Source organism: Occultella gossypii (assembly GCF_019947135.1).
GTDB lineage: Bacteria > Actinomycetota > Actinomycetes > Actinomycetales > Beutenbergiaceae > Occultella > Occultella gossypii.
This window is the reverse complement of sequence record NZ_JAGSHT010000012.1, coordinates 256,944-272,021: the sequence shown is the minus strand read 5'-3', so window position 1 is coordinate 272,021 and position 15,078 is coordinate 256,944. Positions and strand designations below refer to the sequence as shown.

20 protein-coding genes are annotated in these 15,078 nt (G+C 68.3%); 13 read left to right on the top strand and 7 right to left on the bottom strand.

Annotated features, from left to right (window positions below; translation table 11 throughout):
* Window positions 1-24: 24 nt before the first annotated feature.
* Window positions 25-675, bottom strand: coding sequence for an ATP-binding protein (locus KCQ71_RS13030; RefSeq protein WP_223406505.1), 651 nt, complete (start codon window positions 673-675; stop codon window positions 25-27).
* A gap of 148 nt (window positions 676-823) precedes the next feature.
* On the opposite strand from KCQ71_RS13030, the gene KCQ71_RS13025 reads away from it, so the two are divergent.
* From KCQ71_RS13025 to KCQ71_RS13010, 4 genes are read left to right on the top strand one after another with little or no spacing between them, the layout of a single operon-like run.
* Entirely contained in the window at window positions 824-1,174 is a 351-nt protein-coding gene (locus tag KCQ71_RS13025; RefSeq protein ID WP_223406503.1) for a PadR family transcriptional regulator, read from the top strand.
* 2 nt (window positions 1,175-1,176) lie between these two features.
* A complete protein-coding gene (locus KCQ71_RS13020; RefSeq protein WP_223406501.1) occupies window positions 1,177-1,539 on the top strand; it encodes a DUF1048 domain-containing protein in 363 nt (120 codons plus the stop codon).
* 2 nt (window positions 1,540-1,541) lie between these two features.
* Entirely contained in the window at window positions 1,542-2,363 is an 822-nt protein-coding gene (locus KCQ71_RS13015; RefSeq protein ID WP_223406649.1) for an ABC transporter ATP-binding protein, read from the top strand.
* Entirely contained in the window at window positions 2,360-3,124 is a 765-nt protein-coding gene (locus KCQ71_RS13010) for an ABC transporter permease (RefSeq protein ID WP_223406499.1), read from the top strand. The genes KCQ71_RS13015 and KCQ71_RS13010 overlap by 4 nt, the downstream gene beginning before the upstream one ends.
* On the opposite strand, the gene KCQ71_RS13005 is transcribed toward KCQ71_RS13010, so the two are convergent.
* Window positions 3,117-4,346 (bottom strand): nucleotide disphospho-sugar-binding domain-containing protein, encoded by a 1,230-nt coding sequence (locus KCQ71_RS13005; RefSeq protein ID WP_223406497.1) that lies wholly within the window; start codon window positions 4,344-4,346, stop codon window positions 3,117-3,119. The two genes, KCQ71_RS13010 and KCQ71_RS13005, sit on opposite strands and share 8 nt — an antisense overlap.
* Window positions 4,347-4,484: 138 nt before the next feature.
* On the opposite strand from KCQ71_RS13005, the gene KCQ71_RS13000 reads away from it, so the two are divergent.
* Complete coding sequence (locus tag KCQ71_RS13000) at window positions 4,485-4,766, top strand: P-loop nucleotide/nucleoside kinase family protein (protein WP_223406495.1); 282 nt, start codon at window positions 4,485-4,487, stop codon at window positions 4,764-4,766.
* Between the two features lie 30 nt (window positions 4,767-4,796).
* Here the strand turns inward: KCQ71_RS13000 and KCQ71_RS12995 are convergent, their stop codons facing one another.
* Window positions 4,797-5,420: a histidine phosphatase family protein gene (locus tag KCQ71_RS12995; protein WP_223406493.1), complete on the bottom strand. Its 624-nt coding sequence runs from the start codon at window positions 5,418-5,420 to the stop codon at window positions 4,797-4,799.
* A gap of 124 nt (window positions 5,421-5,544) precedes the next feature.
* On the opposite strand from KCQ71_RS12995, the gene KCQ71_RS12990 reads away from it, so the two are divergent.
* Entirely contained in the window at window positions 5,545-6,456 is a 912-nt protein-coding gene (locus tag KCQ71_RS12990; RefSeq protein WP_223406491.1) for a phosphotransferase family protein, read from the top strand.
* Here KCQ71_RS12990 and KCQ71_RS12985 read toward each other — a convergent pair.
* From KCQ71_RS12985 to KCQ71_RS12975, 3 genes are all read right to left on the bottom strand, one after another.
* Window positions 6,453-7,094 carry a dihydrofolate reductase family protein gene (locus KCQ71_RS12985; RefSeq protein WP_223406489.1) on the bottom strand — a complete coding sequence of 214 codons (642 nt, stop codon included), beginning with the start codon at window positions 7,092-7,094 and terminating at the stop codon, window positions 6,453-6,455. The two genes, KCQ71_RS12990 and KCQ71_RS12985, sit on opposite strands and share 4 nt — an antisense overlap.
* A 307-nt stretch (window positions 7,095-7,401) precedes the next feature.
* On the bottom strand, window positions 7,402-7,776 hold the full coding sequence (locus KCQ71_RS27890) for a DUF4111 domain-containing protein (protein WP_223406487.1): 375 nt from the start codon (window positions 7,774-7,776) through the stop codon (window positions 7,402-7,404).
* Window positions 7,668-8,285 carry a nucleotidyltransferase domain-containing protein gene (locus KCQ71_RS12975; RefSeq protein ID WP_223406485.1) on the bottom strand — a complete coding sequence of 206 codons (618 nt, stop codon included), beginning with the start codon at window positions 8,283-8,285 and terminating at the stop codon, window positions 7,668-7,670. The genes KCQ71_RS27890 and KCQ71_RS12975 overlap by 109 nt, the downstream gene beginning before the upstream one ends.
* 63 nt (window positions 8,286-8,348) lie before the next feature.
* Here KCQ71_RS12975 and KCQ71_RS12970 point away from each other — a divergent pair, with 63 nt between their 5' ends.
* Together KCQ71_RS12970 and KCQ71_RS12965 are read left to right on the top strand one after the other, a co-directional pair.
* Complete coding sequence (locus tag KCQ71_RS12970) at window positions 8,349-8,981, top strand: ribonuclease FAU-1 family protein (protein ID WP_223406483.1); 633 nt, start codon at window positions 8,349-8,351, stop codon at window positions 8,979-8,981.
* 101 nt (window positions 8,982-9,082) lie between these two features.
* On the top strand, window positions 9,083-9,931 hold the full coding sequence (locus KCQ71_RS12965; RefSeq protein WP_223406481.1) for an alpha/beta hydrolase: 849 nt from the start codon (window positions 9,083-9,085) through the stop codon (window positions 9,929-9,931).
* 218 nt (window positions 9,932-10,149) lie between these two features.
* Here the strand turns inward: KCQ71_RS12965 and KCQ71_RS12960 are convergent, their stop codons facing one another.
* Window positions 10,150-10,731: a TetR/AcrR family transcriptional regulator gene (locus KCQ71_RS12960; RefSeq protein WP_223406479.1), complete on the bottom strand. Its 582-nt coding sequence runs from the start codon at window positions 10,729-10,731 to the stop codon at window positions 10,150-10,152.
* Window positions 10,732-10,860: 129 nt separating this feature from the next.
* Between KCQ71_RS12960 and KCQ71_RS12955 the strand changes: the two genes are divergently transcribed.
* The 5 genes from KCQ71_RS12955 (at window position 10,861) to KCQ71_RS12935 (ending at window position 15,038) form a co-directional block, all read left to right on the top strand.
* Complete coding sequence (locus tag KCQ71_RS12955) at window positions 10,861-11,445, top strand: hypothetical protein (RefSeq protein ID WP_223406478.1); 585 nt, start codon at window positions 10,861-10,863, stop codon at window positions 11,443-11,445.
* A 2-nt stretch (window positions 11,446-11,447) separates the two neighbouring features.
* Complete coding sequence (locus KCQ71_RS12950) at window positions 11,448-13,028, top strand: dihydrolipoyl dehydrogenase family protein (RefSeq protein WP_223406647.1); 1,581 nt, start codon at window positions 11,448-11,450, stop codon at window positions 13,026-13,028.
* Window positions 13,029-13,071: 43 nt separating this feature from the next.
* The gene (locus tag KCQ71_RS12945) at window positions 13,072-13,380 is read left to right on the top strand and encodes an EthD domain-containing protein (RefSeq protein ID WP_223406477.1); all 309 of its coding nucleotides are present in this window, start codon (window positions 13,072-13,074) and stop codon (window positions 13,378-13,380) included.
* A gap of 61 nt (window positions 13,381-13,441) precedes the next feature.
* On the top strand, window positions 13,442-14,275 hold the full coding sequence (locus tag KCQ71_RS12940) for an alpha/beta fold hydrolase (protein ID WP_223406475.1): 834 nt from the start codon (window positions 13,442-13,444) through the stop codon (window positions 14,273-14,275).
* Window positions 14,276-14,588: 313 nt separating this feature from the next.
* On the top strand, window positions 14,589-15,038 hold the full coding sequence (locus KCQ71_RS12935; protein WP_223406474.1) for a GNAT family N-acetyltransferase: 450 nt from the start codon (window positions 14,589-14,591) through the stop codon (window positions 15,036-15,038).
* Window positions 15,039-15,078 lie beyond the last annotated feature (40 nt).

The following is a 15,078-nucleotide window of genomic DNA, read 5'->3' as shown; positions in this document are numbered from 1 at the left end:
GGGCGATCTCTGGTGTGAGCCGCCTCACACCGAGTCGCCCGACGCCGGACCTCCGTCCGGGGCACCGGTCTCATCCCGGAGTTCCACGGTGAGGTGGGCGTAGCGCTCGAGCAGTCCGGTGTCCAGCTCGGTCGCCATGCCGAGATCCGGATCCAGCAGGAACCGGACGGTGGTCCCGGCACCCGGCCGGGGCGGCAGCTCGACCAGGTCGTTCGACGGGACGCCGTGGAGGTAGCGCTGGGTCCAGGACCCGGCAATGCGACGGTTCGTGTGCTCGAGCCACCGGCTCGGGGCCGCGACGGTGGACATACCGCGGCGCGGCAGTCCGTCCGGCAGGAGCGGCGGATGCGCCGCGTCGAAGAACCTGACGTCCTCGGTGGCCATGACGGGCTTGCGGATCATCCGGCCGCGGTCGTCCCGGCGGGTCTCGGTGCCACGTCCGTCGTCGGCCACGGAGATCGACCCGTCGCGGTGCCGGGTGATCACCGCAGCCCCGGTGCGGCCGAGGGCCTCGGCCTCCTCGTCCGCGTACGCGAGCACCTCCAGCACGCAGTGCTGCAGGCCACCCGCGAGGTAGGTCCGGGCGTTCGCCCGGATCGTGGCCAGGTGGGCGCGGTCGACGGCGACCGACCAGTCGTGCGTCGTGACCTTCCACTGGTCCGGGCGGTCGTTCATGCGGACCCCTTTCTGCCGCTCGCGCCCACGCCGCCCGAGGCGGTCGAGCGACGTTGAAAGCCGACCCTATCCGCCCCTTGCGCGCTCGCTACTGAGTGCTACTATCTACCGGTAGTCAGCACCACTGAGTAGCGATAGGAGGAACTCCATGGGCAGACAGATGACCGAGATGCTCAAGGGCACGCTCGAGGGCATCGTCCTCGGCATCCTGGCCGCGCAGCCGGCGTATGGATATGAGATCACGGCGCGCCTGAGGGAGCAGGGCTTCTCCGACATCGTCGAGGGCACCGTCTACGCGCTGCTGGTCCGGATCGAGCAGCGCGGCCTCGTCGACGTGGTGAAGGTCCCGTCCGAGAAGGGCCCGCCACGCAAGGTCTACTCGCTGAACGCACAGGGCAGCGAGTACCTCGACGAGTTCTGGAGGACCTGGAACTTCCTCGCAGAACGGATCGAACAGCTTCACCACCACACCGAACAGCCACACACAGAAGGAGAATGATCATGGTCGCCAAATGGATCGAGGCCCTCACGGGGTCGCTCGAGCAGAAGAAGCAGTACAAGCAGGACAAGGCCCGAATCGACGCCCTCCCCGAACCGTATGCAGCCGCGGCGAAGGCGATGCACCGCTACTTCATGTACTACGGGGGCGTCACCGACGGCGACACCCTCATCACGATGTTCGGCGACCTGGCCGACCTGTGGGAGCGCGCCGCCGTCGACGGGACGCCGGTGCGGGAAATCGTCGGTGACGACCCGGTCGAGTTCGCCGAGACCTTCGCGCAGTCATACGCCGGTCAGCGGTGGATCGACAAGGAGCGTTCGCGCCTGACCAAGGCGGACGCCGAGCGGAAGGAACAGAGGTGACCATGGACTCAGCCATCAGGGTGCAGGGCATCGAGAAGTCGTTCAAGGACCTGCACGTGCTGCGGGGGGTCGATTTCGACGTGAAGGCGGGCTCCATCTTCGCGCTCCTCGGCTCCAACAGCGCAGGCAAGACGACTCTCGTGCGGATCCTGTCGACACTGCTGAAGGCCGATGCGGGCACGGCGACGGTCAACGGGCTCGACGTCGCCGCAAGTGCCGGTGAGGTGCGCGCGTCGATCAGCCTGACCGGTCAGTTCGCTGCGGTCGACGGCGTGCTCACCGGCCGGGAGAACCTGGTGCTGATTGCCAGGCTGCGGCACCTGGAGAACCCGGGTGCGATCGCCGACGAGCTGCTCGCCCGGTTCTCGCTCACCGACGCGGGAACCCGCAGGGCGGCCACCTACTCGGGCGGCATGCGCCGCCGGCTCGACATCGCCATGAGCCTGATCGGCGACCCGCCGATCATCTTCCTCGACGAGCCGACGACCGGGCTCGACCCACAGGCCCGCATCGAGGTGTGGCAGACGATCAAGAAGCTGGCTGACGGTGGCACGACGGTACTGCTGACGACGCAGTACCTCGACGAGGCCGAGCAGCTCGCCGACCGGATCGCCATCCTGCACAAGGGCACGATCATCCAGAACGGCACCCTGGCCGAGCTCAAGCAACTCCTTCCGGCCGCCGAGGTCGAGTACGTGCAGAAGCAGCCCTCCCTCGAGGACGTGTTCCTCGCGCTCGTCGGCGACACCGGTGCGACCGACACCGCCGGCGACGCCTCCGACCGGACCGCCGACTCCGCCCCAGCAGGAAAGGAAACCCGATGACCGCGCACGTCCTCGGCGACACCGGCGTCCTCACCGGCCGCTCGCTGCGCCACATCCTCCGCAGCCCGGACACGATCGTCACCACGGCGATCACGCCGATCGCGCTGATGCTGCTGTTCGTGTACGTCCTGGGCGGCGCGATCGAGACCGGATCCGACCAGTCGTACATCGACTACATGCTCCCCGGCATCCTGCTCATCACGATCGCGTCCGGCATCGCGTACACCGCGTACCGGCTGTTCCTGGACATGCAGGACGGCATCTTCGAGCGCTTCCAGTCCATGCCGATCGCGAGGTCGAGCGTGCTCTGGGCACACGTGCTCACCTCCCTGGTCGCGAACCTGGTCTCGGTCGCGATCGTCATCGGCGTCGCGCTGATCATGGGTTTCCGCACCGGAGCGTCCGTGGGGGCATGGCTCGCCGTGGCCGGCATCCTGATCCTGTTCACCCTCGCCCTGACCTGGCTCGCCGTGGTCGCCGGGCTGTCGGCGAAGACCGTCGACGGCGCGAGCGGGTTCAGCTACCCGCTCATCTTCCTGCCCTTCATCAGTTCGGCGTTCGTGCCGACCGAGTCGATGCCGGGCCCGGTCGCCTGGTTCGCCGAGAACCAGCCGGTGACCTCGATCGTGAACAGCATCCGCGCCCTCTTCGCCCAGGAGCCCGTCGGCAATGACATCTGGATCGCCGTCGCCTGGCTCGTCGGTATCCTCGTCGTCGCCTACGCCCTTGCGATCGCCAAGTACCGGCGCCGGATCAGCTGACGCCGACCGCCCGGTCGATGGCCCGTGCGCTCGCGCGGGCACCGTCCTCGGTGCCGAACGCCACGCGGATGCGTTCGGCCGCATGCCGGAACGCGGGTTCCTCAAGAAGTCGGGTCACGGCGCGGGCGAGGTCCGGGGTGTCCGCCTGTTTCGGGGTCAGGGCGAGGGCGTTGCCCTGCCGGACGCATACGTCCACGTTCCAGACCTGCTCCGGCTGCAGTCCCATGCCGACGAACGGGATCCCGGCGGAGCAGGCGGTCTGGACGGTGCCCTGGCCGCCGTGGAGCACCGCCGCGTCGACGAGTCCGCCGAGCCGGTGCGCGGGGATCAGACCGGTGACGTACACGTTGGCCGGCAGCCGGTCGCCCTCGGCGACGTAATGCCTGATCGGGGCGATCACATTGACCGGCAGTGAGCCCAGCCGGCGCGCCGCGGCGAGCGCGAGCTCACGGTTCGCCGAGGAGCCGAGTCCCAGGTAGACGAGCGGTTCGGGGGCGGCGGCGAGCCGTTCCACCACCTCGGGCAACGGCGTGTCCAGGCGCGCGAAGATCGGGCCGACCCGTTCGTAGCCGGGCGGCAGTGTGTACCCGTCGAGCTCCCATGGCATCACCGTGAGCAGGTTCTGGTCGGCCTCGATCAGGGACACCACGTTGCGCAGCGGCGCCACCCCGTTCTCGCGGGCGACGCGCGTGAACGCCCGCGGCGCCAGCGGGGCGTGGTTGTAGGCCCAGCGCAGCAGCGTCGACGCGATCGCGTCCCTCGCCCGGGCGGACGGACCGGTGCCCCGGATGAGCCCGAGCCGCCGGGTCTGCTCCACCTGCGGCCGGGTCAGCGCGAACGGCACCGGGTAGAGCAGCGGCACTCGCTCGGCGCGTGCGGAGATCATCGAGGTCGGGTTCGTTCCGATGACGACGGCGGCCGCACCGGTCGTGCGGATGAGTTCGCGTTCGGCGCGCACTCGCTCGGCTACGAGGTCGTAGGTGAAGGGTGAGCGCAGCGTCTTGCCCTGGTCGAAGCGCATGGCCTGATCGCGCTCGGCACGTGTGAAGGCGGGATCGCTGGCCCGGTAGTCGAAACCGGCGTCGGTGATGAGGTCGGCGAAGTCGGTCTCATAGCCCATGAAGACAGCCGTGTGCCGCGGATCCAGCGCGCGGGCGACCTCGATCATCCGGGTCACCTCGGCGAGGTTGAACGTGATCGGGCAGAAGATGACGGTCGCCATTCGGTGTTCCTCCGCGAACGAGCCTACGTGCTGTACCGAAGCGGTACGGGACGCCCGTGAGACCGGCCCAGGCTCCGCCGTCGGGCAGGTTCGAACGACGCCACGCACGGCCGGGAGCCGTACGGATACCCTGACGCGGTGAGTGCAGTGCGTGTCCACCTGCTCTACGGGCTCGCGGGCTCGGGTAAGTCCACGCTGGCTCGGGCGCTCGCCGCAGACGGCCGCGCGGTCCGGTTCACGCTGGACGAGTGGATGCTCCGCCTCTACCCGGATATTTCGGCTTCAGTCCCCCGCGCCCTGGCCCGGGCTCGTAGCGGCCAGAGCTACGCGCATCCGGTCACCGCCGCGGGCAACGAGCACCTCGCCGCGCTGATGGAGGAGCCGTCGCCGGACGAGGGCGTTCAGATCGTCGAGCTCTGACACCCCGGCGAGCGACCTCGAAGATCGACGCTACGCCGTGAGGTGGGCGGTCCGGTTCAGGTAGGCGATCGCATGGCTGTGGGTGCGCTCGTCGAGGTGGAGCTTCGTGATTGCGCCCGAGGTGAGGTCGAAGCGGACCCGACCGGACGCCTCGATCGGCATGCCGATCCACGCGGCCAGCAGCAGGGTCGCCGTTCCACCATGGGTGACGACGATGGTGTTGGCTGCCGTCGAGGTCTCGATCCTGCGCATGGCCGCGTACGCCCGCTCGGCCAACTGCCACCTGGTTTCGGCGCCGGGGATCCCTTCATCGTGACGCAGTCGCTCACCGACGGCCGGAAGAGGGATCTGCCGCTCACGTAGCCACGACTGTGGTCTGCCCTCGGCGTCGCCATAGGACTTCTCACGCAGGTCGCCATCATGCCTCGGTTCGGTGCCGACCCGGTCGGCGATGATCCGCGCGGTCCGGCTCGCGCGGCGCAGGTCGGAGCACACAACGTCGACGGGGTCCCCGGCGATGGCTTGCGCGAGCTCGGCAGCGATCGCATCAGCATCACGCCGGCCCAGGTCGGTCAGGTCCGAGTCGAACCACCCACCGACCAGCCCGTCAACATGATGTGTCGCCTGCGGGTGCGTCACCACGTAGATGTTCACGGCCACAGCCTCCCGTGCCGTCGCTACAGGTGTCGACCGCCCCGGTCACCCTCGGAGTCGGTCTCGGAACGACCGCTCGTGAAATCTGCTCGGCCGTGGGCGCTGTTCCTCATACCCTGCCTGGATGACGAGCCCCATGACGGCGAATGCGGTGCCGCCCGCGGTGACCGCCGCGTTGGGTGGCAGCGGAGCGGAACTTGTGGACCAGGTGCCGACCCCGTTGACCGGGAGCACCGGTGCCGCGACCGCCGCGGTAGAGCGGCTCACGCTTCGGATCCGAGACTCGGCCGGGACGGTGCGCACGCATCGCGTCGTCCGCAAGACCCTCCGGCCCCTCACCAGCGGACGGCACGCTCTCGCGTCCCGGAGCGCCGATCACTGGGCGTACTGGCGCCGGGAGTCGCTCGCCTACGCCAGCGGCGTCCTTCCGACCGGACCCGGACTCTCGGCACCGCCTGTCCTCGCCGTCGAGGACGACGTGGTCTACACGAGCGAGGTCGACGGGGCACCGGAGGACCCCTGGGTGGCGGCGCGTCGCCTCGGGCGATGGCAGGCTGCGACGCCGGTGCCGAACGCGCCCTGGCTCGCCCAGAACCAGCTGGCCCAGCGGATCGCCGTCACCGACCTCGACTGGGAGGACGTCGACGCGGACCCACGTCTGGTGGACCTGTGGGGGCGCCGCGAGGAGATGCTCGCCGAACTCGCCACGCTGCCGTCCACCGTGGTGCACGGCGACTACTCGGCGGGGAACCTGCGCGCGGCCGACGCCGACACCACGGTCGCCATCGACTGGGCCACGTTCGGTGTCGGACCCGTCGGCGCCGACCTCGCCTCTCTGACCCTCAGCACCGGGGTCTGGCTGCTCGACGACTACCTGGCAGGGCTCGGCAACGCCTTCACCACCGAATCGGTCCGCCGGGGCTACCAGATCGCCCTCGCGCTGACCCACACGAGCCGCGTGCACTGGGCGCTCAGCCTGCAGCGGCCGGTCGATCCTTCGCTGACGGAACTGGTGCTCTGTCGAGCCGCCCGCTAGATGTTGGCCCCGGCCCTCCGTGCGAAGGTGAGGTGCGTGACCCCGCTCGGGGATGACACGGCCTCGATGTCATAGGTGTCCTCGAGGACCTCCAGCCCATCCCAGACGCGGACGCCTCGGCCGAGCACGATCGGGACCTGGACCAGGTGCATGTGGTCGACGAGCCCGGCGGCGACGAAGTCCCGGACGACGGTAGCGCCGCCACCGATCCGAACATCCAGGCCTCCGGCGGCCTCGGCGGCGGTCGCCAGTGCTTCGGCCGGCGCGGCCTGGAGGAAGTGGAAGGTGGTGCCGCCCGCCATCTCGATGGGCGGCCGCGGGTGGTGGGTGAGCACGAAGGTCGGCGTGTGGAACGGCGGGTTCGGTCCCCACCAGCCCTTCCAGTCCGGGTCGTCCTGCCATCCGGGTGGACCGAACTTGTTGGCGCCCATGATCTCGGCGCCGAAGCCGACACTGTGGCGCGCGGCGAAGGCGTCGTCGACGCCGACGGTCCCGCCCGCGTCCCAGAACCGGGTCGCGAACATCCACTCGTGCAGCCGCTCGCCCGCATGGCCGAACGGTGCGTCGGCGGACTGCGGCTCGCCGGTGGCGAAGCCGTCGAGGGAGATCGACAAGTTGTGGATCCGGGTGAGAGACATTTCGGGTACTCCTCGGTTCGTAGCTCCCGCTGCGGGTGTTCCGACGTGTCCGACCCGCGGCGAGGGCGAAACTCATCGGCCCCGGTACCGTCGGGCACCGGCGCACATCATCGGAGCCTGCGTGCGGAGCACCGGGCGTGACCCGCTGCTACCGCTACGACCTCGACCTGGATGAGACGTTGCGCCGGCACCGCACCAAGCCGCTCGCGGCCGAGGTCACCGAGGACTCCGTCCGCTCCTGGTACCGCGCGGCCGATCCGGTCCACGGTCTCGACGAGAGCAACCCCGGCGCCGAGGACTGCACGCTCTACGGACCGCAGTGGCCCGGAAACGTCGGTGGGCCCCCGGGTCCGCAGACACTCTGGGTTCCGCTGCGCAGTAGCGAGAACGCGTCGCGGATCTGGACGGTCTCGGAGCAACTGACCGGAGTCGCCTTCGAGTGAGGCCCGGGGGCTGAAGCCGATAACGACCGGCGCGGGCCGAGGCGCGCGATCGCCGCCTCCACGAACGCGCGAGCGCTCGGGGAGCACGAGCCCAGGGCCACGCCGGCCGCCTGTGCCGCCAGGGCGGAGGTCACCAGCGGAGCCGGCCCGAACCGCTCGAGCCACCACCGGCCGCCGTCGATCTTGGACAGCAAGGCCCCGTGATCCGCGTACGCGACCGCACGACATGCGTTGAGCACCGCGTACCGCTGATCCGCTTCGTCGCGCCCCCACTCCAGCTCCCCCATGAGGTGCCGATGAGGACGTCACGTTCGATGCGACCCACGACGGCGGAGGGGCCAGGGCCGTAGAGCGGCAGTCCGGCGGCGCGCACGACGGCGTAGTGAGCGATCAGGTCCGGGTCACCGCCGTCCCCACCGAGGACGCAGCGGCGCGCACCGCTGTTCACGTGGAGCACGAACGGCCACGGCGGCGCCGGAGCGGCAGCGGCGCTCGACCGGACCACGGAGAGCTCAAGTGCACGTCCGCCGTCAGCCGCCCGCAGCAGTGCACTGCCCACCGAGTCCCAATCGAGGTCAGGTTCGTCGCGGACCACGACCAGCACGTCGAGATCCGACGTGGGACCGAACCCGCCCAACACTGCGGACCCGTGCAGGTAGATCCCAACCACCGTGGTCAGCTCGGCGGTGAGTAGGCCGCTGATCGCGACGGCCTGAGCGTGCCACGGCTCCGAGATCGAGACGTTCATCTGCCGACCGTAATGGAGCGGCCCAGGAAACTGACCCGGGCGTTGGCACGCTACGGTGCTCGGATGCCGGTCGAGGACGCAGAGCGCTTCGTGCCCGGTGACTCCGTTGCGTTACGGGACGTTCGTGGTGGTGTGGTGCGCGCGGTCTCAGCAGCCGTCGTCGTCGAGTACTCGCAGGAACGCCTTGTCACGTGGATTCCCCTGGGCAGCCCACTGTTGCTGCCCGGGGATGCCAACGGCCAACCCGTGAAGACCGAACGGGTGGACCGGTTGACCGAGGTGTCCTGGAACTCGTGGGGTGGCCCGGTGTTCGTCTGGCCGCAGGGTGACTGGCACTCGGTGCGCGCTTCCTGGTCCGACGCCGGAGCGGACCGATCGCTGGACCACTGGTACGTCAACCTGCATACGCCTCTGCGGCGAACCTCCTTCGGATTCGATCTGGAGGATCTGATTCTCGACGTCATCGTCACCCCGGACCGGCGGTCGTGGAGTTGGAAGGACGAGGCCGAGTTCGACGCGGCATGCGCGGACGGCATCATCGAACCCGACCTTGCCAAGGTCGTTCGTGACACGGGTACCCGTGTGGCCGCCGACGCCCAACGGGGCGCCGAGCCCTTCACGGAGCCCTGGGAGATGTGGCGTCCCGACCCGTCGTGGCAACTGCCGTCGCTCCCGCCTGGATGCACAACGCTGTAGCCGGCGATGTCCATCGACCAAGCGTCGGTCCCGTGCCGAGGCCACCAGACCCCGGCTTGGCCCACGGCGATGAGACCGGAGGACGGATCTAGGCTTCAGCCATGGACAACGTCGTGCCGTACGCCGCACTGCCGTATGACATCGACGGCATCGTGTACGAGCATGGGGACGACTCGGTCCCTCGCGTCGGAGTCTTGCCCGGAAGCACGATCGAGGTCACGCATCGTTCCAGCAGGGTCTACCCGGGAACCACACGATCGGTGTGGATCCACGTTCCCGCTGCGTGCGCGGCGAGCGAACCATCAGCGGTGATGTTCTTCCAGGACGGCTGGTGGTACCTCGACCCCACCGGCCAAGTCCGGGCCGGGATCGTCCTGGACAACCTCACCAGCACCGGAGCCATCCGGCCCGCCATTGGTGTCTTCGTCGACCCAGGACTCCGGGTCGACGTCGATGACTCCCAGCTGCGCAAGAACCGCAATGTCGAGTACGACGCATTCGATGATCGCTACGCGACGTTCCTGATCGAGGAGATCGCACCGCTGGTCCGCCAGCATGTCCGCATCACCGAGGAGCCCGACGGGTGGGGAATCTGTGGCGGCAGCAGCGGCGGCAACTGCGCGCTCACGGCGGCATGGACCCGACCAGACAGGTTCCGCCGAGTAGTCGCGTACCTGTCCAGTTTCGCCCAGATGCCGAACGGAAACCCCTACCCCGACCTCATCCCGGACACACCACCGAAGCCGTTACGCGTCTTCATGCACACCGCGCGATACGACCTCGGGCACCACCAGCCGCATCGAAACTGGTATGCCGAGAACCTCCGCGTCTCAGCGGCCCTGGACGAGGCAGGCTATGACCACCGCCTGGTCGTCGGCGACGGCGGCCACAGCACGAACCACGGCGGCGTGCTGCTCCCGGACGCGCTGCGTTGGGTCTGGCGCAACTGAGGTCCGATCCCCGTACCAACTGAACCGGTCGGGATCGCCCGAGAGTGAGTCCCCTGGGGTGGTGTAAGTAGCCGGTGTCGCGAACGGGACGCGAACGAGCATGAGCGTGCCGTCACCCGTATCGAAGCGATGCTCCTGCCGGAACCAGGCGAACGGCCTGGAGCGCGAGTTCGCGGTACCCAGCGCGCCCGCGGGCCGCACATGCGTCATGAGCCTGGTCACGCCTCGTCGGTGTCGGCTTCCAGGCCGCTGCGGTAGACGAGGAGTCCCTCGACGCCCCGCAGGAAGGTCACGCAGATGGGTCGCGGGTCGGTCAGAGAGCCGGAGACCATCGCACCATCTCGCAGCATCACGAAATGCCGCGCTGCGGGTTCTGCGTCGATCTTCCCGGTCTGGGCGAAGAGTTCGGACATCGTCGTGAGGAACCATTGCCGATGCTTGAGGACGGCATGGTGGACCGGGTGCTCGGGGTCGGGGTATTCGGCCGCGGCGTTGAGGAATGCGCACCCGCGGAAGCCGGCGCCCTGGATCTCGTCGGCGATGGCCTGGGCGATCGTTCGGATGATGGCGTCGGGGTCCGCGCCGGAGGTTCGCGCGGCGTCCGTCCGGGTCCGGATCGCCTCGCCGACCTGAGTTAGGTAGGCGACGAGGAGGTCGTCCTTGCTAGGGAAGTGCCGATAGAGCGTGGCGCGGGTGACCTGTGCCTCGGCGATGACGCGATCTATCCCGACGGCGCGTAGCCCGTCGGCGTAGAAGAGCCGGCTGGCGGTGTTGAGCAGTCGGGTTCGTGCCTCAGACATGTGTATCTCGTTCCTGACTAGGTGCGGTGTCCCGAGGTTAACAGACAGATAGAACGATCGGTCTTGACATCCAGAGCGAACTCATGCAGGCTCAAGTGGACCGATCGTTCTATCTATGAGGAGTAGCACATGTCCGCTTCAGTCCACACCGGCGCAACAGCGGTTGCCTCGGACGCCGCCAGTAACACGAAGGCCTTGCGAGACCTGTATTTCCTGCGATTCGGGTTCGCTCTCATCTGGGCGATCCTGCTGATCGTGACCGCGAAGTCGATCAACCCCGGCGCGATCGCCTTGCTCGTCATCTACCCGTTGTTCGACGTCGTGGCAGCGATCATCGACTTCCGCTCTTCCGGTTCCAGTCGGCCAAAGGCCCCGCTCTACATCAACATCGCGTTGAGCCTGGCGGCCGCGATCGCCCTCGCCGCGGTCGTCGGCTCCGGCACCCCGAATGTCCTGCGGGTGTGGGGTGGCTGGGCGATAGCCACGGGAGTCGTCCAGTTGATCGTCGCGATTCTGCGCTGGCGCATCGGCGGCCAACTGGCACAGATCCTCAGCGGTGGACTCTCCGTGCTCGCGGGTGTCGGCTTCCTCATGGTTGCCAGCGGTCCGAATGCCGCGCTGACCACGGTGGGCGGCTACGCGATCCTCGGTGGCATCTTCTTCCTGGTCTCGGCGATCCAGTTGCACCTCACGATCCGGAAGGCGGTGAAGTGAGCATGATCGAAGCCACCCGACCGTCCCTCATCGCATCCGACGTAGACGTGGATCCCGTCGTCGACGTGATCGTCATAGGTGCCGGAGCGACCGGCGAGAATGTCGCCGACCGAGTCGTGCAAGGTGGTCTGACCGCGACCATCGTCGAACGCGAACTCGTCGGCGGTGAGTGCACGTACTGGGCCTGCGTGCCCACCAAAGCACTCCTCCGCGATGCCGCCGCCCTCCGAGCTGCCCGTGCTCTTCCCGCCGCCGGGAAGGCCGCAAGCGGCATCCTCGACCCGGCCACCGTGTTCGCCCGTCGGAACCGGTTCGCCGAGCACTGGCACGATTCGGGTCAGGTCGGGTGGCTGCGAAGTGCCGGCATCACCCTCGTCCGCGGACAGGGACGGATCACAGGTCCTCGCACGGTGACCGTCACCGACACCGGCGACGGCACGACGACGACCCTGCGGGCACGCCATGCCGTCGTCATCGCCACCGGCAGCAGCGCACACATGCCCCCGATCGCAGGACTGGCGGACGTCCAGCCGTGGACGAACCGCGAAGCCGTGGCCACCAACAAGGTCCCGGACCGTCTGGCGATCATCGGTGGCGGAGCCGTCGGTGCAGAGATGGCGACTGCATTCAATGCGTTCGGGTCCCAGGTGTCCCTGATCTCCCGGACGCGCCTGCTTCCCCGAGCCGAGCCGTTCGCCAGCGAGCACGTGACCGAGGAACTGCAGTCAGCCGGTGTCGCACTGCACCTGAATGTCGATGCCATCGAGGCTCGACGGACCGTATCCGGCACCCTCGAGATCACCCTGTCCGATGGCAGCACCGTCGCGGCGGACGACGTTCTCGTCGCCACCGGACGCACGGCGAACACCAAGGACATCGGCCTGGACCGGATCGGCCTGGAGCCGGGCAGCTGGCTGACGGTCGACGACACCCTCGCCGTCCTCGACCGCAACGGCAAGCCGATCGGCGACGACACCGCCGCCGATCCAGGCAAAGCTTGGCTCTTTGCCGCCGGCGACGTCAACCATCGTGCACCGCTGACGCACCACGGAAAGTACCAGGCCCGCGCGCTGGGCGATGCCATCGCAGCACGAGCGACCGGCGCAGAACTCGGCCTGGATCCGTGGGGACGCCACGCCGTGACCGCAGACGAACTGGCTCTCACACAAGTGATCTTCACCGCACCCGAGGTCGCCACCGTCGGATTTACCGCACAGGACGCTGCGGCAGCCGGACGAGACACACGGGTCGTCGACTACGACCTCGGAAAGGTCGTCGGCGCCGCACTGCACGCAGACCAATATCGCGGCCGGGCCCGCATGGTCATCGATGCCGACCGCAACATCGTGATCGGGTTCACCGCCGTCGGCCTGGACGTCGCCGAACTCCTCCATGCCGCGACGATCGCCATCGCGGGCGAGGTCCCGCTGGACCGGCTCTGGCACGCCGTCCCCGCCTATCCGACCATCAACGAAGTCTGGCTCCGCTTGCTTGAGACAGACGGCCGAGATCACGCCCCCGCCACACGCGACAGGACCCTCGTTGCCACGGCCGACTCCGCGACCGACGAGGCAGTCGCCTGACCATCCCACCATCCACCTCACCACTCAACGCAAGGAGTTCCACATGTCCACGAAGATCACTCTCATCATCGACAACCCCATCGACCCCACCGCATTCGAGTCCGCCTACCCCGACCTGATCGTCGGTGCCCGGAACGTTCCCGGTCTCCTGAAGCTGGAGACCTCCAAGGTCTGGCCCAAGGAAGATGGCACCGCCACTCCGGCCTACCGCATGATCGACCTGTACTTCCGCGACTACGAGGCAGCGAACGCGCCTCTGGGCACGCCAGAAATGGCGGCATTCTTCTCGCGCGCCATCGAACTTGCCACCGGTGGAATGAAGGGACTCTTCTCCGACGTCGAAGACTCCTGAGCCGCGTCCGGGGATCGCCCGGCGAACCATCCACCACGAAAACACCCGAAAGGAAAGTCCAATGAACACCCACTTTTCCGAGCGCCGCACCCAGGTCCCCGGCACCGCAGTGACCGCAGCGCCCGCCTCCGGACCCGTCGCCAGCGGAGCGCAGGCCGACGCCGGCCACAACCCCGCGCAGCAGCCGGCCGAGAAGCCCACGGTCGTTCTCGTACACGGCGCCTGGGCCGACGCGAGCGGCTGGGGCGGTGTGATCACCACGCTCGAGCAGGATGGCTACCCGGTGCTCGCCGTCGCCACCCCGCTACGCGGCTTGGCGTCCGACTCGGCCTACGTCCGCAGCATCGTCGACTCGATCGACGGCGACGTGGTTCTCGTCGGCCACTCCTATGGCGGTGGGGTCATCACGAATGCCGCCGCCGGCGCCGACAACGTCAGCGCCCTGGTCTACGTGGCGGCCTTCGCGCCCGACGAGGGCGAGATCATCGGCCAGTTCAATGACCCGGTGAAGTACCCGGGCTCCGAGCTGACGCCCGACTCCTTGATCCTGCGCCCCTACCCCGGCGGGCTCGACGCCACCATCGACCCTGAGCGGTTCCGGCAGATCTTCGCCGCGGACCTGCCCGTTCGACAGACCGACATCATGGCCGCGACCCAGCGCCCGACCAACGTGGCGGTTCTGGAGGAGCAGACCGGCGAGCCGGCGTGGAAGACGATCCCCAGCTGGTACCAGGTCTCCAACCAGGACAAGGCCCTGTCGCCGGTCGCGCAGCGCTTCTTCGCCCAGCGGATGGGCGCGCACACCACCTCGATCAATGCGTCGCACGCAGGGTACGTATCGGACCCGACCCAGACCGCGAACCTCATCCAGACGGCAGCCCGCGTGAGCAGCTGACCGACCCACCGACCCGCCCGCCGCGGCGGGCGGGTCGAGCAACCCGTCACTCACTCGTACGCTCGGTTCCCCGGACGCCCGGACCGCAACTACAGGTCCAGGCACGGATCCACTGATGTGAGTCGGGCTGGGTGCTACGGACGCGAGGGGACCGCTCTTGAAGTCGGGAAGCGTGCCGGCTCAGATACTCGCAACCTTGATCTGCCGGGCGTTTCTCGGACAGGGTTCCTGTCATTGTTATGCGGCGGTTGCTAGCGATTGGTAGCTATCCGGAGTCGCCATCCGGAAGGTTGAGCCGGCCGATGCAACAGCGATGCACGAGTTGACGCAGACCGTGTGGGGTGGCCGCAGCTACTTCGTGATGCCGTCGCTCGAGTCGTGTCGTGCCTGGGTCCGCGAATCGGATCCTGCGCTCTTCCTCCTAGCAAGCACCAGCGACGGCCTCGCAGGTTACGTCGCAGCCTTCGAGCAGGAGGGTGAACTGGTCATCGACGATATCCAGGTCGGTCCCGCGCAGCGTCGGCAGGGAATCGGCACCTTCCTCCTCGCACGCATCCTCGCTGAGGCGCGACGGCGTCGGATAGGTCGCGTTCATCTGGAGACCGAGGGCGATGACCCTGTGGGCGCACGCGCCTTCTACGAGCGGTTGGGGTTCAGCAGCGCAGCCGACGATCTGAGATTCAGGAAGTCAGTCGCTCTCACGACGGCGGAACTCCTAGGCGGATCGCCGCCCGAAGGCAACGGGTCGTTCGAATCAGAGTAGGGACTCCCACTCGGGATCTGCTCCGAAGAGCGCATCGCCG